This window comes from Antricoccus suffuscus (assembly GCF_003003235.1).
Taxonomy (GTDB): domain Bacteria; phylum Actinomycetota; class Actinomycetes; order Mycobacteriales; family Antricoccaceae; genus Antricoccus; species Antricoccus suffuscus.
Genome location: NZ_PVUE01000001.1, coordinates 12,824 through 38,582, shown reverse-complemented (window position 1 = coordinate 38,582; position 25,759 = coordinate 12,824). Strand labels below are relative to the sequence as shown.

27 protein-coding genes and 1 riboswitch are annotated in these 25,759 nt (G+C 64.2%); of the genes, 14 read left to right on the top strand and 13 right to left on the bottom strand.

The window, feature by feature from the left end; translation table 11 throughout:
* The first annotated feature begins 79 nt into the window (after positions 1-79).
* From CLV47_RS00200 to CLV47_RS22840, 6 genes are all read left to right on the top strand, one after another.
* Positions 80-1,858 (top strand): PAS domain S-box protein, encoded by a 1,779-nt coding sequence (locus CLV47_RS00200; protein WP_170110869.1) that lies wholly within the window; start codon positions 80-82, stop codon positions 1,856-1,858.
* On the top strand, positions 1,855-3,561 hold the full coding sequence (locus tag CLV47_RS00195; RefSeq protein WP_106346987.1) for an FAD-dependent oxidoreductase: 1,707 nt from the start codon (positions 1,855-1,857) through the stop codon (positions 3,559-3,561). Before CLV47_RS00200 ends, CLV47_RS00195 begins: the two co-directional genes overlap by 4 nt.
* Before the next feature lie 166 nt (positions 3,562-3,727).
* On the top strand, positions 3,728-5,389 hold the full coding sequence (locus tag CLV47_RS00190) for an ABC transporter substrate-binding protein (protein WP_170110868.1): 1,662 nt from the start codon (positions 3,728-3,730) through the stop codon (positions 5,387-5,389).
* A gap of 18 nt (positions 5,390-5,407) precedes the next feature.
* The gene (locus CLV47_RS00185) at positions 5,408-6,358 is read left to right on the top strand and encodes an ABC transporter permease (RefSeq protein WP_238145153.1); all 951 of its coding nucleotides are present in this window, start codon (positions 5,408-5,410) and stop codon (positions 6,356-6,358) included.
* Positions 6,348-7,304, top strand: coding sequence for an ABC transporter permease (locus tag CLV47_RS00180; protein ID WP_106346985.1), 957 nt, complete (start codon positions 6,348-6,350; stop codon positions 7,302-7,304). Before CLV47_RS00185 ends, CLV47_RS00180 begins: the two co-directional genes overlap by 11 nt.
* A complete protein-coding gene (locus CLV47_RS22840; RefSeq protein ID WP_106346984.1) occupies positions 7,301-9,427 on the top strand; it encodes a dipeptide ABC transporter ATP-binding protein in 2,127 nt (708 codons plus the stop codon). The genes CLV47_RS00180 and CLV47_RS22840 overlap by 4 nt, the downstream gene beginning before the upstream one ends.
* Here CLV47_RS22840 and CLV47_RS00170 read toward each other — a convergent pair.
* The gene (locus CLV47_RS00170; RefSeq protein WP_170110867.1) at positions 9,417-10,367 is read right to left on the bottom strand and encodes an AraC family transcriptional regulator; all 951 of its coding nucleotides are present in this window, start codon (positions 10,365-10,367) and stop codon (positions 9,417-9,419) included. The two genes, CLV47_RS22840 and CLV47_RS00170, sit on opposite strands and share 11 nt — an antisense overlap.
* 109 nt (positions 10,368-10,476) lie before the next feature.
* Between CLV47_RS00170 and CLV47_RS00165 the strand changes: the two genes are divergently transcribed.
* From CLV47_RS00165 to CLV47_RS21910, 3 genes are read left to right on the top strand one after another with little or no spacing between them, the layout of a single operon-like run.
* The gene (locus CLV47_RS00165) at positions 10,477-11,397 is read left to right on the top strand and encodes an SDR family oxidoreductase (RefSeq protein WP_106346982.1); all 921 of its coding nucleotides are present in this window, start codon (positions 10,477-10,479) and stop codon (positions 11,395-11,397) included.
* The gene (locus tag CLV47_RS22680) at positions 11,286-11,705 is read left to right on the top strand and encodes a nitroreductase/quinone reductase family protein (RefSeq protein ID WP_146135228.1); all 420 of its coding nucleotides are present in this window, start codon (positions 11,286-11,288) and stop codon (positions 11,703-11,705) included. The genes CLV47_RS00165 and CLV47_RS22680 overlap by 112 nt, the downstream gene beginning before the upstream one ends.
* Positions 11,633-11,815, top strand: a complete 183-nt coding sequence (locus tag CLV47_RS21910) for a hypothetical protein (RefSeq protein ID WP_170110863.1) — start codon at positions 11,633-11,635, stop codon at positions 11,813-11,815. Before CLV47_RS22680 ends, CLV47_RS21910 begins: the two co-directional genes overlap by 73 nt.
* 132 nt (positions 11,816-11,947) lie before the next feature.
* Here the strand turns inward: CLV47_RS21910 and CLV47_RS00155 are convergent, their stop codons facing one another.
* The 3 genes from CLV47_RS00155 to CLV47_RS00145 form a co-directional block, all read right to left on the bottom strand.
* Positions 11,948-13,786 (bottom strand): flavin-containing monooxygenase, encoded by a 1,839-nt coding sequence (locus CLV47_RS00155; RefSeq protein WP_106347457.1) that lies wholly within the window; start codon positions 13,784-13,786, stop codon positions 11,948-11,950.
* A 72-nt stretch (positions 13,787-13,858) separates the two neighbouring features.
* Positions 13,859-14,338, bottom strand: a complete 480-nt coding sequence (locus CLV47_RS00150) for a hypothetical protein (RefSeq protein ID WP_106346980.1) — start codon at positions 14,336-14,338, stop codon at positions 13,859-13,861.
* Positions 14,339-14,569: 231 nt separating this feature from the next.
* The gene (locus CLV47_RS00145; RefSeq protein ID WP_106346979.1) at positions 14,570-14,770 is read right to left on the bottom strand and encodes a CsbD family protein; all 201 of its coding nucleotides are present in this window, start codon (positions 14,768-14,770) and stop codon (positions 14,570-14,572) included.
* 162 nt (positions 14,771-14,932) lie between these two features.
* Here CLV47_RS00145 and CLV47_RS00140 point away from each other — a divergent pair, with 162 nt between their 5' ends.
* On the top strand, positions 14,933-15,682 hold the full coding sequence (locus CLV47_RS00140) for a GAF and ANTAR domain-containing protein (protein ID WP_106346978.1): 750 nt from the start codon (positions 14,933-14,935) through the stop codon (positions 15,680-15,682).
* A 27-nt stretch (positions 15,683-15,709) separates the two neighbouring features.
* Here the strand turns inward: CLV47_RS00140 and CLV47_RS00135 are convergent, their stop codons facing one another.
* Together CLV47_RS00135 and CLV47_RS22565 are read right to left on the bottom strand one after the other, a co-directional pair.
* A complete protein-coding gene (locus CLV47_RS00135; RefSeq protein ID WP_170110866.1) occupies positions 15,710-16,954 on the bottom strand; it encodes an acyltransferase family protein in 1,245 nt (414 codons plus the stop codon).
* Positions 16,955-17,120: 166 nt separating this feature from the next.
* Positions 17,121-17,218, top strand: a riboswitch (Fluoride riboswitch).
* Between the two features lie 33 nt (positions 17,219-17,251).
* Positions 17,252-17,380: a hypothetical protein gene (locus CLV47_RS22565; RefSeq protein WP_272946771.1), complete on the bottom strand. Its 129-nt coding sequence runs from the start codon at positions 17,378-17,380 to the stop codon at positions 17,252-17,254.
* Here CLV47_RS22565 and CLV47_RS00130 point away from each other — a divergent pair.
* From CLV47_RS00130 to CLV47_RS00120, 3 genes are all read left to right on the top strand, one after another.
* Positions 17,345-17,677 carry a fluoride efflux transporter FluC gene (locus CLV47_RS00130; protein ID WP_337589553.1) on the top strand — a complete coding sequence of 111 codons (333 nt, stop codon included), beginning with the start codon at positions 17,345-17,347 and terminating at the stop codon, positions 17,675-17,677. The genes CLV47_RS22565 and CLV47_RS00130 overlap by 36 nt on opposite strands.
* Entirely contained in the window at positions 17,674-18,039 is a 366-nt protein-coding gene (crcB, locus tag CLV47_RS00125; RefSeq protein ID WP_106346976.1) for a fluoride efflux transporter CrcB, read from the top strand. Before CLV47_RS00130 ends, crcB begins: the two co-directional genes overlap by 4 nt.
* A 157-nt stretch (positions 18,040-18,196) precedes the next feature.
* Positions 18,197-19,147, top strand: a complete 951-nt coding sequence (locus CLV47_RS00120; protein ID WP_106346975.1) for a DUF559 domain-containing protein — start codon at positions 18,197-18,199, stop codon at positions 19,145-19,147.
* Between the two features lie 101 nt (positions 19,148-19,248).
* On the opposite strand, the gene CLV47_RS00115 is transcribed toward CLV47_RS00120, so the two are convergent.
* From CLV47_RS00115 to CLV47_RS00090, 6 genes are all read right to left on the bottom strand, one after another.
* Positions 19,249-20,106, bottom strand: coding sequence for an MBL fold metallo-hydrolase (locus tag CLV47_RS00115; protein ID WP_106346974.1), 858 nt, complete (start codon positions 20,104-20,106; stop codon positions 19,249-19,251).
* A 411-nt stretch (positions 20,107-20,517) separates the two neighbouring features.
* Positions 20,518-21,054, bottom strand: coding sequence for a Clp protease N-terminal domain-containing protein (locus tag CLV47_RS00110; RefSeq protein WP_170110865.1), 537 nt, complete (start codon positions 21,052-21,054; stop codon positions 20,518-20,520).
* A 2-nt stretch (positions 21,055-21,056) separates the two neighbouring features.
* Positions 21,057-21,266, bottom strand: coding sequence for a helix-turn-helix domain-containing protein (locus CLV47_RS00105; protein WP_106346972.1), 210 nt, complete (start codon positions 21,264-21,266; stop codon positions 21,057-21,059).
* 183 nt (positions 21,267-21,449) lie between these two features.
* On the bottom strand, positions 21,450-22,514 hold the full coding sequence (locus tag CLV47_RS00100; protein WP_106347455.1) for a YihY/virulence factor BrkB family protein: 1,065 nt from the start codon (positions 22,512-22,514) through the stop codon (positions 21,450-21,452).
* Positions 22,507-22,809 carry a hypothetical protein gene (locus tag CLV47_RS00095; RefSeq protein ID WP_106346971.1) on the bottom strand — a complete coding sequence of 101 codons (303 nt, stop codon included), beginning with the start codon at positions 22,807-22,809 and terminating at the stop codon, positions 22,507-22,509. Before CLV47_RS00095 ends, CLV47_RS00100 begins: the two co-directional genes overlap by 8 nt.
* A 154-nt stretch (positions 22,810-22,963) precedes the next feature.
* On the bottom strand, positions 22,964-23,467 hold the full coding sequence (locus tag CLV47_RS00090) for a SixA phosphatase family protein (RefSeq protein ID WP_106346970.1): 504 nt from the start codon (positions 23,465-23,467) through the stop codon (positions 22,964-22,966).
* A 120-nt stretch (positions 23,468-23,587) separates the two neighbouring features.
* Between CLV47_RS00090 and mshA the strand changes: the two genes are divergently transcribed.
* Positions 23,588-24,847, top strand: coding sequence for a D-inositol-3-phosphate glycosyltransferase (mshA, locus tag CLV47_RS00085; RefSeq protein WP_202862296.1), 1,260 nt, complete (start codon positions 23,588-23,590; stop codon positions 24,845-24,847).
* Between the two features lie 10 nt (positions 24,848-24,857).
* On the opposite strand, the gene mshB is transcribed toward mshA, so the two are convergent.
* A complete protein-coding gene (gene mshB, locus CLV47_RS00080; RefSeq protein WP_106346968.1) occupies positions 24,858-25,757 on the bottom strand; it encodes an N-acetyl-1-D-myo-inositol-2-amino-2-deoxy-alpha-D-glucopyranoside deacetylase in 900 nt (299 codons plus the stop codon).
* Positions 25,758-25,759 lie beyond the last annotated feature (2 nt).

Below are 25,759 nucleotides of genomic sequence, written 5' to 3'. Positions count from 1 at the left end.
GAGGCCCTGGGGAACGAACTGAGGCGGGGGCGCCGTGGATTCACAGGCAAACGTAACGGGGTTTGGTTGGCCTGACGAGGTGTCGCGACGGCTTCTCGATTTGACGGTCGATCTCGCGTGCGTCGCAAATTTTGACGGGTATTTCGAGGAACTGTCCGACGGCTGGACGGATCTGCTCGGCTACGACTGTAAAGATCTGTTGTGGCGCCCATTACTCGATTTCGTTCAGCCGGACGATGTCGAATCCACTGCGGCGCAACTGGAGGCTGGCCGAAACGGCCAGGACATCACCCGTTTTGAAAACCGCTTCATGGACCGCGACGGGGCAACACGCTGGCTCTCCTGGACCGCTGTCGCGATTGCCACCACGGGTCGGTACTACGCCGTCGCGCGCGACCTCACACGGCAGCGCATCGCCGAAGAGGACGGCCGCGAGAGCGAGCGTCGCTATGCCGATCTGATCGAGTCCTCGCACGACATTATCCAGAGCATCAGTCCCGACGGTCATTTCCAGTTCGTGAACAAGGCCTGGCACGACCACCTCGGCTACAGTCCCGAGGAGCTACCGGGCCTCACCCTGTTCGACATCGTGGACGAAGAGTTTCACGACCACTGCACCGTGATCATCGGCCAGATCATGAGCGGCATGACCATCGACTCGGTCGAAGTCACGTTTGTCGCCAAGGACGGCCGCAAGTTCCCGGTTGAAGGAAACGCCACCGGCCGGTTCCGGGACGGCGTGTTCATGGCAACGCACACGTTCTTCCGGGACATCACAGATCGTAAGGAAGCCGAGGCGCTGACCGCGCAGTACCAGTTGCAGCTCGAACAAGATGTCGCAGAACGAACCGCCGCCCTGGTGCAGAGCGAGAAGCTCGCCACGCTTGGCCGACTCAGCGCCGGTATGGCGCACGAGCTCAACAACCCGGCGGCCGCGGCTCAGCGCGGTGCGGTGCTACTTCGGGACGCGCTGTCCGAGACCTGCAACAAATTCTTCGACCTCGCCGCGCAGGGCCTCACCGGCAACGATGCCGCCCGCCTAGCGGAACTCGTGGAACACGGCACACGCCGAGCAACAATGCCCGACACGCTGGACGCGATGTCCCGAAGCGACCGCGAGAGCGACGTCGAAGACTGGCTTGATGCGCGCGGAGTTGCGGCACCGTGGGAGCTCGCCGGGCCGATCGTCAGCCTGGACCTGGACATCGGCGATCTGGACAAGATCGCTGGCGATTTCGCTCCCGAGAAACTCGCGTCGGCGTTGTCGTTAATGACCAACTCATTTACCGCCTTCGCCTTGTTGGCGCAGATTGGGCACGGGTCAGGGCAGATATCCGAAATCGTGAAGGCTCTGAAGGACTACAGCTTCATGGATCAGGCGCCGGTGCAGGAGGTCGACGTACACGAAGGTCTCGACAACACACTCGTCATGCTCCAAGCGAAGCTCAAGCGGGGCGTCGCAGTCGACCGACGATATGGACAGGACATCCCGCGGATCGAGGCCTTAGGGAGCGAGCTGAACCAAGTGTGGACCAACTTGATCGACAACGCCGTTGACGCCATGGGCGCCTCCGGACACCTGGTCATCAGCACCTCCGCCGACGACGAGTGGGTCACGGTGATGATCGAGGACGACGGCCCCGGGATCGATCCGAGCCTGCTGGACAAGGTGTTCGACCCGTTCTTCACCACCAAACTCCCGGGTCAGGGGACGGGCCTCGGACTCAACATCGTGTTCAACATCGTGCGCGGTTCTGGCGGCCGGATAGACGTCACCTCCGATCCGGGTCGCACAGTGTTTCGGGTGCGAATACCGCTGCGACGCGACACGACAGGGACGGAAGTGGAGGCCCAGTGACCGCCCCCTCGAGCAACGCCGCTGAGTCGGGTGCCGACCAGAACTCCGCTCGTGGCTCGGACCGCCCCATCATCGTCGCGGTCGACGACGATCCCGCCGTACTGAGCGCCGTACGTGGCGACCTGCGCCGCCAATACGGCCAGCACTATCGGATCATGGTCGCCTCCGGCGGCGCCGAGGCGATCGAGCTACTCAAAGAGCTCAAGCTGAGGTCCTCGCCGCTGGCGCTCGTCGTATCGGACCAACGCATGCCCGACGTGTCTGGGTTCGAGGTCCTGAAGTCGGCCCGCGAGTTGTTCGTCGACGTACGCGCCGTGCTGCTGACCGCGTACGCCGACACCGAGGTCGCGATCGGCGCGATCAACGACCTCCACCTCGACTACTACATCCTCAAGCCGTGGGAGCCACCCGAGGAGCGGTTGTATCCGGTCCTCGACGATCTGCTCGAGGACTGGCACGCAAACCAACAGCCGTCCCGTGACGTGACGCGGGTCGTGGGGACCAAATTCTCCGCCGCAAGCCACGCGGTACGGGACTTCCTGCAGCGTAACCAGATACCCATGCAGTGGCTCGACGTCGCGTCAAGCCCGGAGGCCAGACGCCTGCATTCGGCAACCGACGACGCGGCACTTCCACTCGTCGTGACTCCCGACGGTCAGCGCCTCGTCTGCCCGGACGTCGCGACCCTGGCCGCGGCACTCGGTCAAAAGACGCGCTCCGACACCACCGTCTTCGACCTCGCGGTCGTTGGGGCCGGGCCGGCCGGACTGGCCGCCGCGGTCTACGGGGCCAGTGAGGGTTTGTCGACGGTGTGTCTCGAGCAGTCGGCGCCGGGCGGTCAGGCGGGACAGTCGTCCCGGATCGAGAACTACCTCGGATTTCCGAACGGAATCGCCGGCGGCGACCTGGCCCGACGAGCGGTCACCCAGGCGCGGCGCTTTCAGGTCGAAGTACTCGCACCCGCGACCGTGACCAACCTCGACGTGAGCGGACCGTACCCCCGGCTCGATCTGGCCGATGGATCCGCGATCACCTGCGGGGCCATGATCTTGGCCAGTGGTGTCGACTACAACAGTCTGGATGTGCCCGGCGCCAGCGATCTGGAAGGCCGCGGAATCTTCTACGGTGCGGCACTCAGCGAGCGCGACACCGTCGTCGGCGAGCAAATCGTCGTGGTCGGCGGCGCCAACTCTGCGGGTCAGGCAGCCGTGTTCTTCTCCGAGTACGCCGCCAAAGTTACGATCCTGTGCCGGTCTGCATCGCTCGGCGACAAGATGTCGGCGTACCTGATCGAACAAATCGAGGCACGACCCAACATCGAGGTCCGATGCCGCGCACAGGTGCAGAAGGTAACCGGCACCGACCGTATCGATACCATCACCGTTTCGGACGCGGACGGTGGCGAGACCACCGAGTTGGCCGCGTCCGCGATGTTTATCTTCATCGGCGCGTCGCCACACACCGGATGGCTGCCGCCGCAGATAGCGACCGACCGGCGCGGGTTCGTGCTCACCGGCCCCGCACTCGGGGACCGTCGATTTGCCACACCAGACGGCGAGCGCGATCCCTACCTGTACGAGACCAGCGTTCCCGGGGTGTTCGCCGTCGGCGACGTGCGCGCCAGATCGGTCAAACGGGTAGCGTCCGCGGTCGGCGAGGGCTCGGTCGCGGTGCAGTTTGTGCACCAGTACCTGCAGAATTAACCCCGAGCATATATGTGCATTTCAGGTGCAGATTTCGTGATCCCGGGACCGCGAATTGTGGCTTAGGCGCTGTTAGTCCAAGGTCTCCTGTTGGTCGCAATCGGTCCGTCGCCGTTGTGCTCTTGAGCATTCGATGCTAAACCGTTGTGTACCTAATCTCACATTAATGGGGGCTCGCATGGTGCATGACTTCAACAGGCGGCAGTTTCTTTCGGTAGGCGCCGGGTTCCTCCTCGTCAGCGGCGTCGCCGTCGCGTGCGGTGGCACCGCTGCTCCCAATGCCTCCAGCGGCACCGGCAGTGAGGTCTCTGGCCGGACCACCAAGACCCCGAAGAAGGGCGGCACGCTGAAGATGGGCCTCGAGTCCGACTTCAACAGCTTTGCTCCGCCTACCGGCCAGTTCGACACCGCTGGCCTCATGTACGCGTCCACAGTGTTCGATCCGCTCATGGCTCTCGACGCCAACGGTGACGCGCAGCCTTACCTGTGCAAGTCCATGACGCCCAACGCTGACTTCACCGAGTTCACGGTGAAGCTGCGCGACGGCATCATGTTCCACGACAACACCCCGCTCACTTCCGCGGAGGTGGTCGGCGCGCTGCAGGCGGTGCAGAAGGCGCCGCTGACCGCGCCGGCACTGCTCAACCTGGCCTCGGTGACCGCCACTGATGCCATGACCGTAGTGATGAAGACCAAAACGCCATGGCCCGCGTTCCCCACGTATCTGACCGGCCAGCTCGGCTATGTCCCCTCACCGAAAACCATCGCGACCCCCGCCGGGGGCCTCACACCAATCGGCACCGGTCCATTCGTCTTCGACGAATGGGTCCCGGGCTCGCATTTCTACGCCAACGCCAACAAGAACTACTGGCAGAAGGGGCTGCCCTACGTCGACCGCGTCGAGTACCAGACGATCTCGGACCCCACCAGTCGCGAGAACTCGCTGCTCGCCGGGACGATCGACATCATGCACTCCAGCGACTCGATCAACCTCCGAGACTTGAAGGACAAGTCGGAGGTGCAGTACCTCACCGACAAGGGAAGCACCACTGGCGAGCCGAGCATGAACATGGTGATGATCAACCTCATGGCTCCGGTGGTGAGCGACCTGCGGATCCGTCAGGCGATCTCGTACGGCTTCGACAACGCGACGTACCAGAAGGTGCACAACTTCGGCCTCTACGAGCCAGCCTATGGCCTGTTCCCGGGTAACAAGGACTACGACGCGAGCGCGAAAGGCTTCCCCCGCTACGACCAGGGCAAGGCCAAGAGTCTCGTGCAGGAGTACACCAAGGAAAAAGGCAAGCCCGTCATCGAATACGCCACGACCAACAACCCGCGCAACGGCGAGACCGCCCAGTTCGTTCAGCAGCAGTGGGAGGCCATCGGCATCACCGTCAAAATCAAGCAGGTCGAGCAGGTCCAACTGATTACTAACGCGGTCCTGGGTGATTATCAGACCACCGGATGGCGTTCGTTCAACGCGGCAAACCCCGACGCCAACTACGTCTGGTGGAGTCCGCTTACCGCCGCGCCGATCGGGAAATCGGCCCTGAACTTCGCCCGGAACATGGATCCGGAAGTCGAGACAGCGCTTCAGAAAGGCCGGACCAGCCTCAACAAGGCCGACCGGCTCGCCGCTTACCAAAAGGTCAACGAGCGCTTCGCTGTCGACCTGCCCTACCTATTCACCAGCCGCACGATCTGGGGGTGCTTCGCGGCGAAGAAGGTCCAAAACTTCAACGGACAGAACCTGCCCGATGGAAAGAAGGCTCTAAGCTTCGCCGGGGGACTGTTCTATCCGACCTCAACCTGGCTCAACGCCTGAGATCGGGCCGCCTTCCCCGTGCGTTTCCTCGTCAAGCGGTTCCTCATGCTCATCCCGGTACTGCTCGTCGTCACGTTCGCGTCGTTCTACCTGACGAGCCTGCTGCCGGGTGACCCTGCGCTGGCCGTGCTCGGACCCGGCGCCACACCGCAAGCAATCGCGCAAGAGCACGCGCGCCTCGGCCTCGACGAAAACATCCTGGTGCGCTACGGGCACTACCTCAGCAACGTCGTACAGGGTGACCTCGGCAAGTCCGCGACGACCAAAGAGGACGTCACCACCCAACTGGGCCAGCGACTGCCGGTCACCCTCGAACTACTCGTGCTGTCGCAGATCATCGCGTTCGCGGTGTCCATTCCGCTGGCAGTCCTGTCCGCGCGAAGACCGGGCTCGCTGCTTGACCGCCTGAGCACCGGCGGTGCCTTTGCGCTGCTGGCCATTCCCGGCTTCATGCTCGGCGTGCTGCTCGTCTACATCTTCGCGGTGAAATGGCAGATCTTCCCCGCCACGGGCTACACACCGCTGACCACCGACCCACTGCAGAACCTGAAGACCATGGTGCTGCCGTCGGTGACCCTCGGCCTCGGCTCGGTTGCCGTCTATCTGCGGGTGCTGCGCAGCGACATGATCAACACATTGCAGCAAGACTTCATCACGATGGCGCGCGCCAAGGGCATGTCGCAACGGTGGATCTTACTGCGACATGCGCTACGGCCCTCCACCTTCAGCCTGCTCACCGTTGCAGGTCTCAACATCGGTGCTCTCATCGGTGGGGCGCTCGTGGTGGAGTCCGTCTTCGCGCTGCCCGGGATCGGCACCTTGATCGTCACGGCTATCGGCCAGCGCGATTACCTCACCGTGCAGGGTGTGGTGCTCGTCGCTGCGACGGGATACGTCCTCGTCAACTTCTTGGTAGACGTCCTGTACGGCGTCGCCGACCCGCGTGTGAGGGTGGAACGTGCCCGCTGACGAGACTCTTCCAGACAGCGCTCACAACGACGTTGACGTTATCGTGGGCGGCTTCGGCGCCGCGGTTCCTGCGGAGGTCGCGGGCGTGGGGGCCAGCGCCGAGGTGTCGCCCGCTGCGGCGAAGGCTAAGCGGCGGCTGGGCTGGTTCTTCTGGGTCTGTGCCGGCTGGTTGATCTTGATTGTGTTCGGCGCGATCTTCGCACCGCTGCTGCCCCTCCAGCCGCCGAACGTCACTCCGCCGGGCGCGGTCCCGTTCGAGCTGCCGAGCATCCACCACCTGCTCGGCACAGACACCCTGGGACGGGACTTGTTCTCAAGGGTGGTCTACGGTGCCCGGGTCTCGCTTGTCGTGGGTTTCGGTTCCATCGCAATCGGCGTACTCGTCGGCGGACTGATGGGGCTCATCGCCGGCTACGTCCGGGGCAAGACCGACACGATCCTGTCCGCTATCGCGAACGTCGCCCTAGCGTTTCCGGCGCTCATTCTGCTGCTAGCGGTCGTGGCCTTCCTCGGCCAGGACCTGCTCTACATCACCCTCGCCGTCGGCGTGTTGTCGATCGCGCCGATCTTCCGGGTGGTTCGGGGCACGACTGTGTCATTCGCGGACCTTGAGTTCGTCACCGCCGCCAACGGGGTTGGCGCCACCAGACGGCGCGTGCTGTTCCGCGAGATCCTTCCCAACGTGGTGCCGATCGTCATCTCCTACTCGCTGGTGTTCGTAGCGGTTTCGATCCTGGCCGAGGCCGCGCTGTCATTCCTAGCGCTGTCAGTCCCCCTGCCGACCGCTACGTGGGGAGGGATCGTGGCCGAAGGCAAGACCTACCTGTCGAACGACCCCTTTATCTGCCTGTGGCCGTCGATCGCCCTGTTCCTGACCGTGCTGTCGCTCAACTTCGTCGGCGACCGACTCCGCGCCCTGTTCGATGTCCGGGAGGCCAAGCTGTGACCACTGACTCCGTGAAGCCCGAGCCGGAGCACGACGGGCCGTTGCTTGAGGTCGAGGACCTCAGCATCGGATTCCCGACTCGACGCGGGCTAGTGCGCGCCGTGGACCACGTCTCGTTCACCCTGGAACGCGGCCGCACACTCGGCGTCGTGGGGGAATCGGGTTCGGGCAAGACGGTCCTCTCCCGCGCCGTGATGAGCCTGCTACCCAGCGGGTCCGTGGAGCGCTCCGGGACTGTGCGCTTCGACGGCCGAAACCTGAGCGAGCTCGGTCCTGACCAGCTTCAGCACGTGTGGGGGCCCGAGATCTCGATGGTCCTACAGGACCCGATGACGTCGCTGAACCCCGTCTTGCGGGTCGGCCGGCAGATTACCGAGTCCCTGCGCAAGCACCTGGGCCAGAACCGCCACGAGGCTGACGCGACGGCCGTAGAGCTGCTGCGGTCGGTCGGCATACCCGAGCCTGCCAAGCGCGCGCGGGACTATCCGCACCAGCTGTCGGGCGGCATGCGCCAGCGGGTCACGATCGCGATCGCGCTGGCGTGCAACCCAAAGCTGTTGCTCGCCGACGAGCCGACGACGGCTCTCGACGTCACCGTGCAAGCACAGATCCTCGACCTGCTTGGCGCGGCCCAGCGCGAGCGGCACATGGCCATGATCCTCGTGACTCACGACCTCGGCGTCGTCGCCGGCCGCACCGACGACATTGTGGTGATGTACGCCGGGCAGGTCGTCGAGCAGGCCCCGACCGAGGCGTTGTTCCGCGACGTGCAGATGCCCTACACCGAGGCGCTACTCACCTCGATCCCGCTCCTAGAGGCCGCCAGCCACACCCGGCTGGAGGCCATTCCGGGGCGGCCACCGGACCTTGTCCACCCACCGAAGGGCTGCCGCTTCGCAGCCCGATGCTCCTACGCCCAGGACCGCTGCCGCGAAGAAATGCCACCACTCGTCGAGTCCGAGCCGGGACACCTGTATCGCTGCTGGTTCCCCGTCGGCAGCGCGGGCGCTGGTAAATCACTCGTGAGCGGTCCAGCGAAGGCGGATACGGTCCGGCCGGTCCGCGCCGAGACAGCCGCGCTGGCCACCGACACGCCGAGCGCCGAGCCCCTCTTGCGAGTCGAGCACCTGGTGGTGGAGTTTCCGGCCGGGCGTGGCAAAAAGGTCCATGCCGTCTCGGACATCAGCTTCGACCTGGACCGGGGAGTGACACTCGGGCTGGTCGGCGAGTCCGGTTGCGGCAAGTCCACCACCGGACGGGCGATCATGGCCATACCGCGCCCCACGTCCGGCAAGGTGAGCTTCGAGGGCACCGATCTGAGCACCCTGTCGGCCGGCCAACTCCGTGAGATCAGGCCGCGGATGCAGATGATCTTCCAGGATCCGATCTCGTCGCTGAACCCGCGCCGCAGGGTCGGCGAGATCATCACCGAACCCCTGAAGATTTGGGGTAAGGCACTGGGGCTGGCAGACAAAGACGCGCAGCGCGCCAAGCTCAAAGAGGTTATGGACGCCGTGGGCCTCGACTTCGAGGCCCACGCCGAACGCCGGCCACACGAATTCTCCGGCGGTCAGTGCCAACGTATCTCCATCGCCCGCGCGCTCATGCTCGATCCCGAGCTCATCATCTGCGACGAGCCCGTCTCCGCACTGGATGTCTCCGTGCAGGCGCAGATCCTCAACCTGCTGGAGGACATGAAGGGTCGCTACGGCCTGACCTTGCTGTTCATTGCCCACGACTTGGCGGTCGTCAAGAATGTGAGTGACCGCGTCGCGGTGATGTACCTCGGCAAACTCTGCGAGGTGGCGAGCCCCGACGTGCTCTACAAGACTCCCGCCCATCCCTACACCACTGCGCTACTGGCATCGGTGCCGGTGCCCGATCCGTCGCGGTCGCTGGAGAGTCACGCCGGACGCATCACCGGAGACCTGCCGTCACCGGTGAATCCGCCGTCGGGGTGCCGCTTCCGGACTCGCTGCTCGAAGGCACAGGACATCTGCGCGGAAATCGAGCCGATGTTGCGGGAGGTCGGCACCGGTCAGCAAGTAGCGTGTCACTTCCCGAATGTGGGCGAGCCCGAGTTCGGGACCGCTGCAGCCGAAGAGGCGTCGGCTACTTGTTAGCGGCGAGCGATTCGCGCACGTAGCGTGCCGGAGAAACCCCAACCGTTCGAGAGAAGGCGATGCTAAAGGCACTGGCCGAGCCGTATCCGGTCGCGGTTGCCACCTGCTCGATGTTCTTGCGGCCAGTGATCAGCGCGTCGCGCGCAACGGCCATCCGCCAGTTCAGGGCGTAGGTCATAGGAGGCTGTCCGACGACCGTGGCGAAACGCTCGGAGAAGGCCGACCGCGACAGGTGGGCCTGTTCGGCCATCGAGGCGACCGACCAATGCTTGTGGATGTTGGAGTGGAATGCACGCAGCGCTGCCGCCACCGGCGGGTCGGTGAGCCCGTTGAGCATGCCGCGCCGGCTCGCGACGAGTTGCGGTGTGCGTAGTAGTTCGACCAACATGATCTCGAGCAGCCGGGACAGCACAATTTGCCGACCAGGCTGCTGGGACGAAGCCTCCGCGTCGATCATGTCCAACACTCTGGTGAGCAAGTCGCGCTCGCCGCACCGCGCGGCAGGAAGATGGATAACCGGCGACAGCAGCGACGCGAGCAGCCCGGCGTTGACCGGGTCGAACTCGAAGTGTCCGGCAACCATCCGGGTCACATCCTCGCCCATCCGCTCACTCGTCGGCTGCCGCTGAGGCTCCTTCCCGACCAACTCGTCGGTTGTCATAGTCGCGTATGCCGTGGCGAAGTCCACGGGAACCGTCTTGCCCGTGCCACCACGCAGACTCCAGGGTGCGGGGTTGGTCAGGAGCAGGTAGTCGCCTTGCTCTACGTCGCGCTCGCCCATTCCCGGTAGCTCAAAACGACAGCGTCCGCTAATTGCGCGGCCGAACACAACTCCGGATACCGCAGGGAAACGCCATTCCCAGGAGCCCCTCCCGATGAGGTCTTTTCGCAGGAAAGAGCGCGGACGGAGCAGTTCTACCAGCTGGGTTAGGGGATCCATCGAGCCCTTTCTGGACGATATGTAGTTGAATGCGGACGCTGAGCTATAGATCGTACGGCGGGAGGCCTCTAATGTCGAGAGTGATTCACCTACACGAAAGGACTTCGCGATGACTAACACTGTGTTCATCACGGGTAGCTCTTCCGGCTTCGGCAAGTCGACAGTGGCCGCGTTTCACGCTGTCGGTTGGAACGTAGTCGCGACGATGCGCGAGAGCTCGATCGAGGACTTCCGCGCCGTCGGGAACCGAGATACCAACCGCATGCTCGTAATCCCGCTCGATGTAACGGATTCGGAAGCCACCGCGGCCAGCCTACAGACCGCGGCCGCCCATTTCGGGGGCGTCGACGCGCTAGTGAACGTTGCCGGTTTCGGCATGTTTCAGCCCTTCGAGACCACCACTGCGGAGGACGTCCGTCTCTTGTTCAGCACCAACTGCTTCGGACCCATGACGCTCATGCGGCAGGTCATCCCACACCTGCGCATGCGCGGCGGCGGGACCATCGTCAACGTCACCGCCGGATCTGCGATCGTGCCCGAGCCCCTCATGGCCGCTTACAACGCCAGCAAGGCCGCACTGGACAACCTGAGCGAGACGATCCGCTACGAGGTGGCGCCCCAGGGCATCTCGGTACGCGTCGTCGAGCCCGGCTTTGTACCCACCACCGGCTTCGTGCAGAGAATCTTGGAGACCGCCGCCACGCGCGAGATCCCGGACGTGTACCAGGACTACGTGAATCAGCGAATGGCCTCCTTCGAGGCCGTCACCGACCGACCTCTGGCCTCCTCCGCCGACGTCGCGCAGGTCATCCTCGAAGCGGCGACCGATGATTCGCGGCGGCTACGCTATGCGGTCGGCGGCGACCAAGCCGAGCGCACTCACATGCGGCACTCCACTTCGGAGCCCGAGTACGACGAATGGGCCTGGGCACAATTCGGCCCGAGTGCCAGCAGCGCGGCACTCGATCCCGCTGCTGTCGCGGGGCCCGTACGGCGAAGGTCGACGCGGGACGTCGCGGACATCAGATGAACGAGGGCGTCCGTCGCAAGTTGGCCATCGATTCCTCATCCACACTGGAGGACCGCACGATCGACATCACCACCGTGGGGCGTCGAAGCGGTAAATCGCGGCGAATCGAGATCGTCTTCTATCGCTTCGACGACGACATTTACCTGAGCGGGATACCTGCACCCAAGCAGCGTGATTGGCTCGCGAACCTCAGCACGCAACCAGAGTTCGTGTGTTTCACCTCAAGCACGGCGTCGTGGCGGACTTGCCTGCATCCGCGACGGTCATCGTCGAACCAGCGCAGCGGCGACGAATTCTCGCCGCATTAGTGGAAGAGTTCAACCGCCGCCACGACCCGGACGGTCCATGGCCGCTAGCCGTCCTCGACGAGTGGGTCGCACACAGTCCGCTGGCGAGGGTGACCTTCTCGGACGGCTGATGGTCCTGGGTGGACCCGCGAGAGCGCAGCGGCGCGCGCCTACAAGTGCGGCCTTTCCAGCGCGGGGATCTTAAGATCGCGTTTGAGATGCCCTCGACTCCCAGCGCTCGCTCGAGCAAGTCGCTGGCCCGCTCAACCCACGAGGGGGGTTATGACGGCGTCAGCCGGTGAGAGATCGTGCGGGCGGACCGCACCGGTCGGTTCATCGACCGGCCGGGACTTCGGCATCAGGCCTTCCTCGATCGCCTTGATCTGCAACGCGAGGTACGCCGAGAAGATCCGACATTGCGCCAGACTGCCTGCGGTAAACCACATTCCGTCCTGCGCGGTGCGCTGCCACATGTTGCGCATCTCGCCTTCATCGTCCAGACCCCAGACCGGACCCACGCGGTCGGCGATCTCGTCACCGAACTGGCGGCGTACCAGCTCCTGCTGCGGCCAATAGCCGGTGGCGAGCACGACGACGTCAAAGTCGCGAGTCTCGCCACCGTTGAGCACTATCCCGTCGCGATCAAAGCGCGCGAAGTCGTCGTACTGCAGGATCTTGATCTGGCCGTCGATGATGTACGGCGTACAACCGACGTTGAGGTAATAGCCACCGCCGCGGCGCAGGTACATCAGCTGGAATCCAGTGTTGTCCTCGCCGAAGCCCATCCGGAACCCCGCTCGGCGCAGCCCCTCGATCTGGTCGCGCTCGATGCCGATGATGTCCTCTGTCATGAGCTGATGCGAACGCTGGGTCAGCGGGTACGGCGACGCGACTGTGAGCAGATCGCAGTCATCAGTGGAAAGTGGCTCGTCGTACAGCGCGTACGCCTTGCCCGCGCCGTCCGGCCCGACGTTGACGACCAGCGTCGAGCCGCGCTGCATGATGCTCACCTCGGCGCCGTGGCTGTGCAGATCCTGCGCGACATCGTGACCGCTGGTGCCGGAGCCGACGACAAGCACCTTCTGACCGGCGTACGGCGCTCCGCTGTCGAACTGGCTGGAGTGGATGACCGTGCCGCCGAAGTCATCGAGCCCCGGGATCGCCGGAATACTGGGGATCCCGCTGACCCCGGTCGCCATGATGACGTGCCTCGGATGCATCACCCGGGTATCGTCGGACCGCTCGAGCACCACCGACCACGTCTGGGTGGCCTCGTCGTACTCGCCCGTCTTGAACTCCGTGTCGGTCCAGAAGTTGAGCTCCATGCTCTCGGCGTACGCCTCGAACCAGTTGGCTAGCTTGTCCTTGGGGATGTACGTCGGCCAGTTGTCGGGAAACGGCATGTAGGGCAGATGGTTGACCCAGGTCTCGTTGTGCAGAGCCAAGGAGTGATAACGCTTGCGCCAGTTGTCGCCGATACGCTGCATCCGGTCGACGATCAGCGTGTCGATACCGAGCATCTTGAGCCGCGCCGCAACGGCAAGACCGGCTTGACCGCCACCGACGACGAGCACAACTGGATCGCGATCGTCGTACCGTTGCTCCTGCACGCGCGAGTCGAGCCAATTAGGTCCGTTGAAGACCCGCGAGAAGTTGCTGCCGCTCGAGCGCCGCTCACCGATCGGCTCCTCGAACCCGGTGAGCTCCTCCAGCGCAGTGAGCAGCGTCCAGGCCCGGGTCGGCTCGTCGGCCTTGAAGCGCACGACTCCGCGGCCGCGGCCGACACCGGTCTCAAACTCGAAGAACGACTCGATGACGTCGACACCTGCGCGGCGTACCCGACGCGGCGAGGGATCGGAGGCCGGACGTACGTCGAGGATCTTGGTCTCGGACAGCCCGTGCTGGAGCGCCGGGACGATTTGGTCGACGCCGTAGAACGTGTGCAGACTCCACGTGAGCGCCAGCGCATCGCGCCAGTAGGCATCGTCGAGGAAGAGGCCCGCGAGCGCGTGCGGATCCGCGCTGCTAAACGCGGCTGACAAGTTGCCCAGCCAGTCGCTCGTGAGCTGCTCGTCGGTTGCGTTGCGGGTATCTATCGACATCGGCATACCTTCTCCATCGACCATTTCTTCCCAGTCTCTACCGAGACCGGGTCCAATGGCTACCGGGGCACGTCAATCGCGATCACCGCGGGCGCTTCGTCGCAGCACCGTGTGGATCGTGTGGGTGATCGTGAGTACGACGAGCGCGTACCCGATGGCGATGTCGGCGATACCGGCGTCGGTCAGCGCTGGAGTGTTGTAGAAGCCCGGCCTGGTCCAGACCATGACCACGATGATCAGCGCGAGAACCGCGATAGTCGCGGTGAGAACTGGGGGTGGCGGGACAAAGGTCGCGATAAGTACCAGCACGATCGCCGCAACGAACAGCGCCGCCCCAAATGTGGCCACCTCGTTGTCGCCGCCCGGGCCGAACGCCTCCCGCCACAGGCTGCCGAATTCGTGCGGGGTGATGCCACCCTTGGGTTCGCCGGACCGCATATAGGGGAAGAACGTCAGCAGCAGCATCACCACCGCGAACGGGCCATAAAGCCTGGCATAACGATCCGCTAGATCGCGATCGGTAAGTCGCGGTGTCGCCCCCTCAACGTCCATTCGCCTGCGACGAACCCCGTGGCCGAGCCGTTCCCGGGTGTCGACATCTCGGGCGCGGCCGGGACGTCGTGTGCACCCTCAGTTATTCGGTCAGACGCGGCGCGTCGATATCGTCAATCGGGGAGCCCGGCTCAAGGCGATCCGGCCTCGCGATCTCGTCGCCGGCCGCGATTGGATCAGCCATGAGCCGACTCCTTACTGCTACAGAGGACGCCGTACCCGACCTGGCGACTAGTCGCCGTCCTTGATGTCGTTGAACTTCTCGGCGGCCTTGTCCTTGAGGTCTTCACCGGTGCCCTTGAGCTTGCCTGCGGCCTCGTCCTTGTGGCCCTCGGCCTCGAGGCTTTCGTTGTTGGTCGCCTTGCCGACTCCCTGCTTGCCCTTGCCGGCGAGCTCCTGCGCCTTATCCTTGGCCTTATCAAACAAACCCATGATCGTCTCCTCAGGTTGTGGTGCGTACGTCGTACCTGTGCCCGGTACAACGCTTCTTTAAACAGTAACCGTGAGATAATTGAAGTGTGGCGCTTCAGCAGATAGGTGCTCATTCTTACGGTTATCAGTTGAGGGAGACGCCCGCTTCACGCGGCAAAAGCTATGGACAACGAACCACGTACGACGCCCAGCGCCTTCCTCGAACTGTCGAATCTGGTCTACGGATCTGACACGTATGAGGAGATCTACCAAGCGGTCTGCGACGCGGCGCCGCGGCTCGTCACCGGCTGCGATCACGCCAGTCTCATGCTGCGTCAGCAAGAGCGCCTGATCACGGCCGCTTCCAGTGACGATGTCGCCCGGCTAGTCGATGAAATGGAGCGCGAGATCGGCGCCGGACCGTGTGTCGATGCGATAGTCGATGACGCCCCGCAAATCGACGCCGACCTGACCCAGTCCCAGGTATGGCCGCTACTCAGCGCCCGGGTGCTCGAACGTACGCCGGTGCGCGGCATGGCCGGGTTCCGAGTCCTTGTGGATAACCGCAAGGTCGGCGCGCTCAACCTCTTCTCCGATACGCCGCACGCGCTCACCGCTCAATCGGTCAACGAGGCCGCCGTACTCGCCGCGTTCACATCCGTCGCGTTGATCGCCGCGAGCCGCAACGAAGCGGCCAATACGCTGCGTGCGGGGCTCACAAGCAACCGTGAGATCGGCAAGGCTATCGGTCTGTTGATGGCCTTCCACAAGATCAGCGACGACGACGCGTTCGAGATGCTGCGCCGCACGTCCCAGGACTTAAACATCAAGCTCACGCAGGTGGCTGCCGAGGTTGTCAATAACCATCGTGCGGCACCTGCCAGGGGGCAAGATCCCTCGGTTGGGAAGGATCCGGCCGCCCGGCCCGTCTGACAAGCGGGCTGCTTCACTCCGACGTGCCTATTTGCTACCCAATCTGCGGCGTACTAAAACATCCGCTTTGGTCAGCACGTCGCGCAAGCGTGGGTGCAGTGGTCGTTCGACGTACGTCGTGATGAGCCAGGCGGAGGCGAGCATCAAACCAAGCACCAGCCCGAGGAGCAGCCAGCGGTTCAGTACGTCGTCCAACGCGTTGAAGATGATGTAGCCGATGACCGCGTGCAAGAGGTACAGCGGGTAGGTCAGCGCACCAAGCGTGCCGAACGACGGATGCGACAGCTTCGTCAACCGGCCGTCGGCGATAAGCCAGATGAGCACGAACGCAATCGCGACGATCAGCGATGCGACGACCGGGCTGACAGGGCTACCCGTGATGCTGGTGACGAAATGCGCCTGCCGGATCTCCGCGAACACCGCGCACACGTAACTCACGACGATGACCGCGGCCAGGTTTGCCGAGCGGCCGAACTTGCGCCACAGGAAGAACGCCATACCCGCGATGAAGAAGTAACTCCAGTCCGGGATGAGGATCCGATCGACCCAGAATCCAAGGTCACCCCGAGGGTGGGCGACGCGCGCGACGATACTGAGCGCGAGCCAGCCCCACATGAATGCGAGCGCACTACGGCGGGTGATTCCGACGTACGTCAACGCCAGGACCAAGAGGTAGAACGCGACCTCGCAAGCCAAGGTCCAATAGACGCCATCGATCGGTTCAACCTTGGCGTAAGCCTGGCCCATTGTCAGGTTGGTTGCAAAACGGCCCCAGGTGATGTGCGACGGGTCCAGGGTGTCCGATGCGCCCTGGCCGAACATCACCACGACCGCGCTCGTGAGCAGGATGCCGAGCCAGTACGCCGGATAGAGCCTGGTCACACGAGAGATCGCGAACGTCGTCGGGCGGCGGCCCCACGCACTCATAAAGACGACAAAACCGCTGATCAGGAAGAACAGTTCGACGCCGAGGTAGCCATAGCGACTGACCGCGTTCCACCAGCCCGGGTAGTCGACATCCTGCGAACCAAACCGGTGGCCGGCGTACGTGTAGTGATAAAGCACGACCGCGAGCGCGGCGATGAACCGCAGCAGGTCGAGGCTGTGCAGGCGCGGCTTCTGCTTCGCTGGTGTGGACTGATTCGTGCCTGGGCTTTGGCCCTTGTCGAGTGTGCTCTGGTCTTTGGTGAGTGTGCTTTGATCTGTGTCGACGTGGGTTGCTGAAGCCCCCGCGACGGTATCGCGGTCGCCACGTGTAGGCGCCAAGGTCACTGCGGCAGTCACTCCCTAGGTCGTCGGGCGGGGGCCGACGTTACCAGTTCGTGACCAACATTTCCGTGCGATCTGACGGCGTCTGGGCGCTGGCGCGACCTTTCCGGCCCAGTTGACGACTGCTTTTTGGCGGCTGATTGCCGAACTGCTCACATTGGTCTGTATCGTGGAGAGCGGCGATGGATCTCCGCCCTGACGCATGGTTTGCTCGCATATCACCATTCGTCTGAACCGCCCCGACCGGCTGATGGTTCCTCTCGTTCACGATTAGGGAGGCCTGTCATCAGCCACGAGGAACTACCGCTCGATCCCGATGCTGGCGGCGCGCGCCCGATTCATCTGATCCCCATCCATCTGCTCGCCGTATTCGTCGGCGGGTGCCTCGGCACGCTGCTGCGGTACGGCGCTGGCCAGCTCGTTCCGCACAGCACCGGTTGGCCGGTTGCGACGTTCGTGGTCAACGTGATCGGCGCCCTGGTCCTCGGCGTACTCCTTGAGGCCTTGTCGCGGTCGAACTCCATTGCCGGCACCCGAATCCGATTGCTGTGCGGCACCGGATTCTGCGGGGGGCTCACGACGTACAGCACCTTCGCCGTCGAGATCGACCTGCTGATCCGCGGCGGTTCGGCGTGGCTCGGTGCGGCGTACGGCGTGGGCACTCTGATCGCAGGGGTCGTGGCGGCGTACGCCGGAATCGCCTTTGCTACGCGGGTCCGCTCATGATCGCGCTTTACGTCGCACTCGCCGGCGGTCTCGGTGCCGTCGTGCGTTTTGTGCTCGACGGGGCTTCGCGCGCTCGATGGGCGGCGACCTTTCCGTGGCCGACCGTCCTCATCAACGTCACCGGTTCGCTGCTGCTGGGGCTGATGCTCGGCCTGACTCTCTTCCGTGGCGCCCCTACCGAACTCGAGCTGATTATCGGCACCGGGTTTTGCGGTGGTTATACGACGTTTAGTACGGCGTCGTTCGAGACCGTGCGGCTGCTGCAACAACGCCGATACGGCTACGCGCTGGTCAACTCACTCGGCACGACGCTACTTGCGGTCAGCGCCGGCGCCCTCGGCCTCTGGCTCACGAGCATCTGAGAGCGCGGGCGTTAAGTGCAACAGATTGACTCACCGTTGAGTCGATCTGTTTCACCTAAGACGCGCGCTGTCAAACGATCGCCCACAGCCTTCGGCCGTTATCAACAGATCCGCGGCAACCGTACCTATCGATGTCCGCACCTGCGACCGTTTCGACATGACCACACGCAGCGCGATCCCAGTGAGTTTGCACCGCCTGGCAGCCGAGCAGTGCGGGATTCTGACGGCCGAACAGATCCGCGAACACGACGTCTCGCTCCGTCGCCGTTCACAACTCGTGCGAGACGGAGTCTGGGCCCGGGTCGACTACGGGATCTTCTTTGCCGGTGCCGGCACGATCCCGTGGCGCGCGTACGTGTGGGCGGCGTACCTCTGCGGCGGCGAGGACGCGATGGTTGCGGGAGGTACGGCGGCGCGACTGTACGGACTGATCGACGCCGAAGACCTGCCGGTCGAGGTCGTCGTACCAAAATCGCGCGCGCCTAGACGTCGTACGTTTGCGCTCTATCGGCGGGTGAATCCCCTCGTACGGCGCGGGCAGACCAGCCACCATTTACTGTGCACCTCTGTCGCGGACACCGTCATCGACGTGTGCGCAAAGAGCTCGCGTGGCGAGGTCGTAGCGCTCATTACTGGCGCCCTTCAGAAGCGGCTGACCTCGGGTTATGCACTCGCGACCGCGGCAGAGCGACGCGAACGGCTTCCAAACCGGCGGCTCATCGAGGCAATCGTCGCCGATGCGCGCTCAGGGGCCGACAGCTCACTGGAGATGCTCTTCTTGCACGACGTCGAGCGGGCGCACGGACTACCGACGGGCAAGCGGCAGGTGACGGCAAACGCCAAGGGCGGATGGGTCGATCTGTACTTTCGAGAGTATGGGCTCGTCGTTGAGCTAGACGGGCGCGAAGCTCACATCGGCCGGGAATTTCGGGACCGGCGACGCGACAATCGCAACGCGCGGGTGGGGGTGACGACGCTCCGTTACGGGTGGCATGAGATCGCTACCGACCCGTGCGGCGTGGCCGCGGAGATCATCGCGGTCCTCATCGCGCGCGGCTGGCGTGGCGAGGTACCGCGCTGCGGTCGATGCGCTGCGGTCGTCGCCTAGATTCGGGATCGTCCCGTAAGTGCGCGGATACCTGACGTTAGGTGCAACAGAATGACTCACCGTTGAGTCGATCTGTTTCACCTAAGGGGCGGCTCGGGCGGTTATGCCCCGGTGACGAACGTGTTGCCGGCTATCCGGCCGGCGGTCGGGCGCGCGAAATGGCTGCCGATCAGTAGCCCGTCAGTACCGTCCAGATCGGCGAGCAGTTTTCTGCGGGTGCGCACGGCCTGTTGCGCATCGAAGTCGACGGCCGCGCAGATGCCGACGTCGGCGATTTGAGCCGGGTGATGCATGCAGTCACCGGTGATAATCGCCGTCGCGCCCTGACTCTCGACCAGAATCGAACTGTGACCTGGGGTGTGTCCGGGCGTCGGTACGACGAAGACGTCCGGCGCGATCTCGAGGCGCTGGGGTACGTCGATGAGATCGAGCAGGCCAGCGTCGTACACCGGGTCGATGGACTGGGTATACATAATCCGGCGTTCCGGCGGGAGATCGGTAGTCGTCCAGTAGTCGTATTCGGGCCGCGCCGTCAGGTAGCGCGCCTCCGTAAACGTCGGGACCCAAGCGTCGCCGTCGAGTCGGGTGTTCCAGCCCATGTGGTCCATGTGCAGGTGTGTCATGAAGACGATGTCGACGTCCCGGGGCGCGAATCCTGCGTCGGTGAGGTCCTCGAGGAACGGCGTGTGCAGGTCGTTCCACTCGGGGCGCGGAATGCTTTTGTCGTTGCCCAGCCCGGTATCGACGAGCACCTTGGTCCCGGCCGTATCGATCGCGAACGACTGCACCATTCCGATCAGTTCGCCGTTCGTGTCAACGAAGTCACCGAGCCAGTCATGCTCGTCAATCACGGTCGGCGTGACGTCCGGCAGCAGCCAGCTGCCGAACCCGCTCATCGCGATCTCGGGCACGCTGGTAATCGTGACGTCGCCGACCTGCCAGGATTGTGTTATCCCCATGTCAGTCCCGGTGCAGTTGCCTCTAGGTCGTTGCCCTGCATACCCGTCATCGTCACTCGCATGACGTCGACATTACGCGAACCTTCGCGGCGATGGATTGGGGATTTGCGGCCGCGCTATGGGCATAAAAGTGCCGGTGCGATGGCTTCTTCCCCAAGTCATCGCACCGGCTCTAGAAGCATTCAACAACATGCGTCACCTACGCGCCAGCCGACACGCCCTCGGTCCAGCGATTCGCTACCTGGTCACCCGAACCTCCCCCTTGTGCTGCCTTATTTGGCGTGACAAAGGTGAGACAAGAAGTCGCAGCTCGCCCGGAGACCTGCCGTGGCCGCGCGGCGCATAGCCGTGTCTGAGCAGACGTTGCCCGCCGCCGCGCTCAGCCCGAGCGGTGATCGAGCGCGGCGACGCTCAGGCGGAATGGCGATCGAGGGCGTCGTACACCGTGGCAACGGTGACGCCGTGTTTAGCGAGCGTGTCGGCGACCGGCGTACGCCGCATCATGAGACCGAGCAGCAGATGTTCGCGGCGGATCTCGTTGTCCGTGCGCATCACCGCCTGTCGCAGCGCGCCCGCGAGCGTCGCCTTGCATCCGTCAGTGAACGGCACGTGCTTCTTCGGCTTGCGCCGCGTTGACTGGTCGCCAAGCGCACCGGCACCGAGGTTGGCTTCGATCTGGTCCACCACTGCGTCGAGGTCGATACCGACGCTGGCAAGCGCATCCGCGTCGATATCACTGAGCCCGGCTCGGCGTCGAGACGTATCGATGTCGTCCAGTACGCCGGCGACGGTCGACTTATCGAGCCCGAGATCGGCCGGCAGATCCACCGAGGTCAGGAGCGCAACTAGTACGTCCTCTTCGGTGACCTGCTGCAAACCCCTTTTCTCCGCGACCGCGACAGCGCCGACGACAACTTCGCGGGCCGGTTTGGTGAAACGTTCGAACATTTCTAGCCTCCGGAGTACTTCTTGTGGACGGCTTGCCGGCTGATGCCGAGTTCGACCGCAATCTCCTGCCACGACCATCCCATCCGCCGGGCGCTGAGGACCTGCGCCCGCTCGAGGTGTTCGATGAGGCGACGCAGCGCAGCGACGGCACGTAAACCCTTGCGGGGGTCGCCATCGCCTGCAGCCACCGCAAGCTGTGCTGTCTGATCCATGCCGTCAACCTACATTGACAACCGCAGCCCTGTCAACCATGGTTGACAGGGCGGTCCCTTGTCGCGCCGGACTCCTCCTTGTGCTGCCTTATTTGGCGTGACTAGCGGGAGTCTGGCGTGACAAGCAGGGCGGTGCCGACTGTGCGCACCGCGCGGCAGTGGCGGATCTTGTGATGGGGCCGGTTAGTGAGGTTCGTCGGTCTCGCCGGCGCTCCCACGCAGGGCGCGGGCGCGAGCGAGGTCCTCCGCTTCCTGCTTTTCGGCCTTCTCGATCGTGCGGGTATCGCGCAACGGCAAGCGCAACCGCTTCTCAGCGGCCAACCCCGCTTGCAACTCGCGGCCACGTTCGATCTCGGCATCGAGCTCGGCACCGAACAGCAACACGAGGTTGGTGATCCAGAGCCAGAGGAGGAAGACAATCACGCCACCGAGCGAGCCGTAGGTCTTGTTGTAGTTGCCGAAGTTGGTGACGTAGAAGGCGAATCCGGCCGATGCGAGCACCCAGACGATGATCGCGACAAATGCGCCGATGCTGACCCACTTGAACTTCGGCTGCTTCAGGTTTGGTGTCGTGTAATAGAGGATCGCAACGATTAGTACGACGACCAGCAAGATCACCGGCCATTTGGCGATGTTCCAGACCATCACCGCCGTCGACCCGAGCCCGAGTGCATTACCGATGGCCCTCGCGGCCGGCCCGCTGACGATCAACGCAATCGCGACGGCGGCACACAGCACGACCACGAAAATTGTCACGACCATCATCGCCGGCCGCAGCTTCCAGATCGGTCGCCCCTCACGAATGCCGTAAATGGTGTTCATCGCGCGACCGAAGGCGGCCACATAGCCCGACGCCGACCACAACGCGACTACAAGACCGATGATCAGCGCCAGCCCGGCACCGGGCCCTTTCACCAGGGAGCTCAGCACCGGCTCGATCGTGTCGGCCGTCCCCGACGCGCCAAGATCGGACAGGATGCCCATGAGTGTGTCGACCGTCTTCTGGCCCTGACCAAAGATGCCCAGCAAAGACAACGTAGCTAAGAGCGCGGGAAAGATCGCCAGCACGGACCGATAGGTCAGGCCGGCGGCAAGATCCATGCAACCGTCTTTGATGTACTCACGGATCGTCTTGCGCAGCACAAACTTCCAGGACGGTTTGGTGATGTCCGTCGGTGATTGCGGCTTCGGTCCATGGCCTTCAGCGGCACGGGTGTCTGCTGTACCGGTCACCGTTTGGTCAGCCATGCGCGCCGGAACCGTCCCCATGGCCGAGGGTCTTCTTGGCCGCGTCAGCCAGCTTCTCCTGCACCTCGGGCGCCTTCTCGCGGGCGACGTCGACGGCTTCGGCAAGCTTCTTTTCCGCCTGGATCGCCGCATCTTGGGCGACACCGCGAGCGACGTGTGTCGCTTCCTTCACACGCGGGTCACGTCGTACCTTGCGCGCTGTTGACACGATCTGCTCGTAGCGAGCCCGTCCGGCACGCGAACCAAGCACGTAGCCGGCGGCCGCAGCACCGGCTACCAGAACCTTTCCCATCATCACGACTCCCAAGGTCAATGTTCAGCCGGCGGGCAATCCGCCGGTCGCATCTCAACCCGTACCCAGCAACGCGAGTCTTAAGCACGCACCGGGACGGAATTGGTCACTTTAGCGGCGGAGCCGCGCGGCAACTGCAGGAAAATGACGGCGTTCCTCACCGCGGCACCTCGAAGTAGGTCAACCTCGCGCCCACCGCTGCCAGATCAGGCCAGCCTCCGTCGAACTCGAGTACGGCGATCGCGGACGTCGGAAACTTGGCGCGCACCGCTCGCAGCGCCTCGGCGTCGCTGTCGTCGGTTGCCAGCGCGGCGACTGTCGACGGGATTCCCGGCGCATGACCAACCACCAGCAAGCGTCGTACGTCGCCCGCAGTCTGGGCAATCTGCGCGAGGATCTCGCCCGCGGTCGCTTCATAGATCTCGTCGGCGTACGTCGTTGGCGCGTCGATTCCAGCAACCTGCAGAGTCTCGCGGGTGCGCGCCGCACCGGAGCACAGCACCGCGTCAACCTCGCCGACTTGACCCCTAATCCACTCGCCGGCCAGCGGCCCTTCCCGTCGGCCACGCTCGGACAGCGGTCGGTCGAAATCGTCGACACCGTCGGGGTAGCCGGACTTCGCGTGCCGCATCAATAACAACTCTCGCGGGTGTGCTGCCATGCCCAGATTCTGCCAGGCTCCCCAGCCCAATCGAATGACGTCGTACGAACCGGTCGCAATCGCGCACGAAACCGACGACCTTATTCGAGGTACGCCGACCGGTCAGGGAATGATGGACACGTGACAGCATACGAAGGTCGATTCCCGAGCCGGGTTGCGATGCTCGCCATGCACACATCTCCCTTGGAGATGCCGGGCGCAGGCGACGCCGGCGGGCTGAACGTCTTCGTGCGCGAGGTCTCCGAGCGCCTTGGGTCACGGGGTATCGAGGTCGACATCTTCACCCGCCGCAGGGACGACACGACACCGGAAATCGTCGACATGGCCGAGGGTGTGCGCGTGATCCACGTCGATGCCGGGCCGCCCGAGTCGATCGAGAAGGAAGCCATGCCGCGGCTCGTCGGCCGATTCGCGAACGCAATTGCCGGCCGAATGCGCGACTACGACCTGATCCACTCGCACTATTGGCTGTCTGGCGCTGTCGGGTTGGAGCTAGCGAGCACTGAACTCCCTCTCGTGCACACCATGCACACGATGGCCGCCGTCAAAAACGCGACCCGCGCCGACGGTCATCGGCCCGAGACCGATGAGCGCGAGGACGCTGAAAAGGCGATAGTCGCGGCCGCGAGCGTCTTGACCGCAAACACACCAGAGGAGGCGCGCGAACTGCGCAGGCACTATCACGCCGCGCCCAGCCAGATCGCGATTGTGCATCCCGGCGTCGATCTCCACGTGTTTCATCCGTGCAATCGGCCGGCGTCTCGTGAGCGTCTTGAACTCGACCCGGACGCCCAGATCGTGTTGTTCGTCGGGCGAGTCCAGCCGCTCAAGGCTCCCGACGTGCTCATCCGTGCCACGGCCGAGCTGCTCAGAGCAGACCCGACACGACCACTGAAAGTGCTGATCCTGGGCAGCCCCAGCGGTCCTCAACCGCAGTGGGCCGCGACGCTACCCGAACTTGCACGCGAACTCGGGCTGTCCGGCGTACCTGATCGTCCGGACGTCGTGACGTTTGCGCGGCACGTGCCACGCGATGAGCTGCAGTCCTGGTACTGCGCAAGCGATCTGGTCGCCGTACCGTCATACAACGAGTCGTTCGGACTGGTTGCGATGGAGGCACAGGCGTGTGGTCGCGCGGTCGTGGCGACCGACGTCGGCGGCCTGCGGCACGCCGTGCTGCGGGAGCGGACCGGCGTACTGGTCGACGGGCACGCGCCCGAGGACTGGGCTGCGGCAATCGGTTCGGTGCTCGACGATCAACCGCGCCGGCTACAGATGGAACGCGCCGCCGCCGGGCACGCCGCCGGTTTTAGCTGGGACAACACGGCATCAGCGATGATCGAGGCGTACTGCGCCGCCGTAGGTTTGCGGCGACTCTAGCCGATTGAGGCTAGTCGAGACCCGCAAAAAGGTCGGATTCCGGCCGATCTGCGCCGCCGGGCACGCCGATCGCCAACTCGAAGTAGTCGCGATCGATTGCCTGGGGACCGAGTACGTCGTACAGCAGAAACTCCGGCTCATCGGCCGGCAACTGCGAGCGGTGTGCGCGCATCGCTGCAAGTCGCGCATCGACGTACTCCACGCCCTCCATCACTGTGGTGATGCGTTTGTCGTCGACCGCGAACGGCGCATCGCCCGCATCGCTGACACCAAAGGCATCCGGTACGCCGGCCTTCGCGAGCACCGCGATCCGCTCGGCGAGCACAGTGCGCGGAAGCCCCGCGAAATAGACCTTCGCGATCTGCCACGGCGTACCCATCTCGCGCCGGTACGCCGAATCCGCGGCCAGTTCACGCGCGCGCAGCGCCACCCGGTGCGCCTTGATGTGGTCGGGATGGCCGTAGCCGCCGAAGTCGTTGTAGGCCAACATGACCTGCGGGCGGTTGCGGCGGATGATCGGCACGAGGTACGACGCCGCCTCGTCGAGGTTGGCCTGCCAGAAGGATCTCGGATCGCTGTTGGTCGGCTCACCCATCATGCCGCTGTCGCGATAACGTCCGATGCCGCCCAGGTAATGGTGCTCGGTCACGCCGAGCGCCGTGCAGGCCTTCGCTAGCTCGCCAGTGCGATAGCCACCGAGCTGGTCCGCGTGGTGAACCGACAGCAACTCGAGATCCGGTACGACGATCTCGCCCTCCTCGCCGAGGGTGCAGGTGACGAGCGTGGTGTGCGCACCTTCTGCGGCGTACTTCGGCAGCGTGATGCCGTTGTTGAGCGACTCGTCGTCAGGATGGGCGTGTATAGAGATCAAGCGCCGGTTCGCGGTCGGCGCGCTGTCCTTCTCGGCCACGC

Bases quoted from the DNA above. Each gene is read 5' to 3' on its own strand.
- CLV47_RS00190 (WP_170110868.1), top strand. From the start codon at position 3,728: ATGGGGGCTCGCATGGTGCATGACTTCAACAGGCGGCAGTTTCTTTCG.
- CLV47_RS00170 (WP_170110867.1), bottom strand. From the start codon at position 10,367: ATGGATCCCCTAACCCAGCTGGTAGAACTGCTCCGTCCGCGCTCTTTC.
- CLV47_RS00165 (WP_106346982.1), top strand. From the start codon at position 10,477: ATGACTAACACTGTGTTCATCACGGGTAGCTCTTCCGGCTTCGGCAAG.
- CLV47_RS22680 (WP_146135228.1), top strand. From the start codon at position 11,286: ATGGGCCTGGGCACAATTCGGCCCGAGTGCCAGCAGCGCGGCACTCGA.
- CLV47_RS00155 (WP_106347457.1), bottom strand. From the start codon at position 13,786: ATGTCGATAGATACCCGCAACGCAACCGACGAGCAGCTCACGAGCGAC.
- CLV47_RS00150 (WP_106346980.1), bottom strand. From the start codon at position 14,338: ATGGACGTTGAGGGGGCGACACCGCGACTTACCGATCGCGATCTAGCG.
- CLV47_RS00145 (WP_106346979.1), bottom strand. From the start codon at position 14,770: ATGGGTTTGTTTGATAAGGCCAAGGATAAGGCGCAGGAGCTCGCCGGC.
- CLV47_RS00140 (WP_106346978.1), top strand. From the start codon at position 14,933: ATGGACAACGAACCACGTACGACGCCCAGCGCCTTCCTCGAACTGTCG.
- crcB (WP_106346976.1), top strand. From the start codon at position 17,674: ATGATCGCGCTTTACGTCGCACTCGCCGGCGGTCTCGGTGCCGTCGTG.
- CLV47_RS00120 (WP_106346975.1), top strand. From the start codon at position 18,197: ATGACCACACGCAGCGCGATCCCAGTGAGTTTGCACCGCCTGGCAGCC.
- CLV47_RS00115 (WP_106346974.1), bottom strand. From the start codon at position 20,106: ATGGGGATAACACAATCCTGGCAGGTCGGCGACGTCACGATTACCAGC.
- CLV47_RS00110 (WP_170110865.1), bottom strand. From the start codon at position 21,054: ATGTTCGAACGTTTCACCAAACCGGCCCGCGAAGTTGTCGTCGGCGCT.
- CLV47_RS00105 (WP_106346972.1), bottom strand. From the start codon at position 21,266: ATGGATCAGACAGCACAGCTTGCGGTGGCTGCAGGCGATGGCGACCCC.
- CLV47_RS00100 (WP_106347455.1), bottom strand. From the start codon at position 22,514: ATGGCTGACCAAACGGTGACCGGTACAGCAGACACCCGTGCCGCTGAA.
- CLV47_RS00095 (WP_106346971.1), bottom strand. From the start codon at position 22,809: ATGATGGGAAAGGTTCTGGTAGCCGGTGCTGCGGCCGCCGGCTACGTG.
- CLV47_RS00090 (WP_106346970.1), bottom strand. From the start codon at position 23,467: ATGGCAGCACACCCGCGAGAGTTGTTATTGATGCGGCACGCGAAGTCC.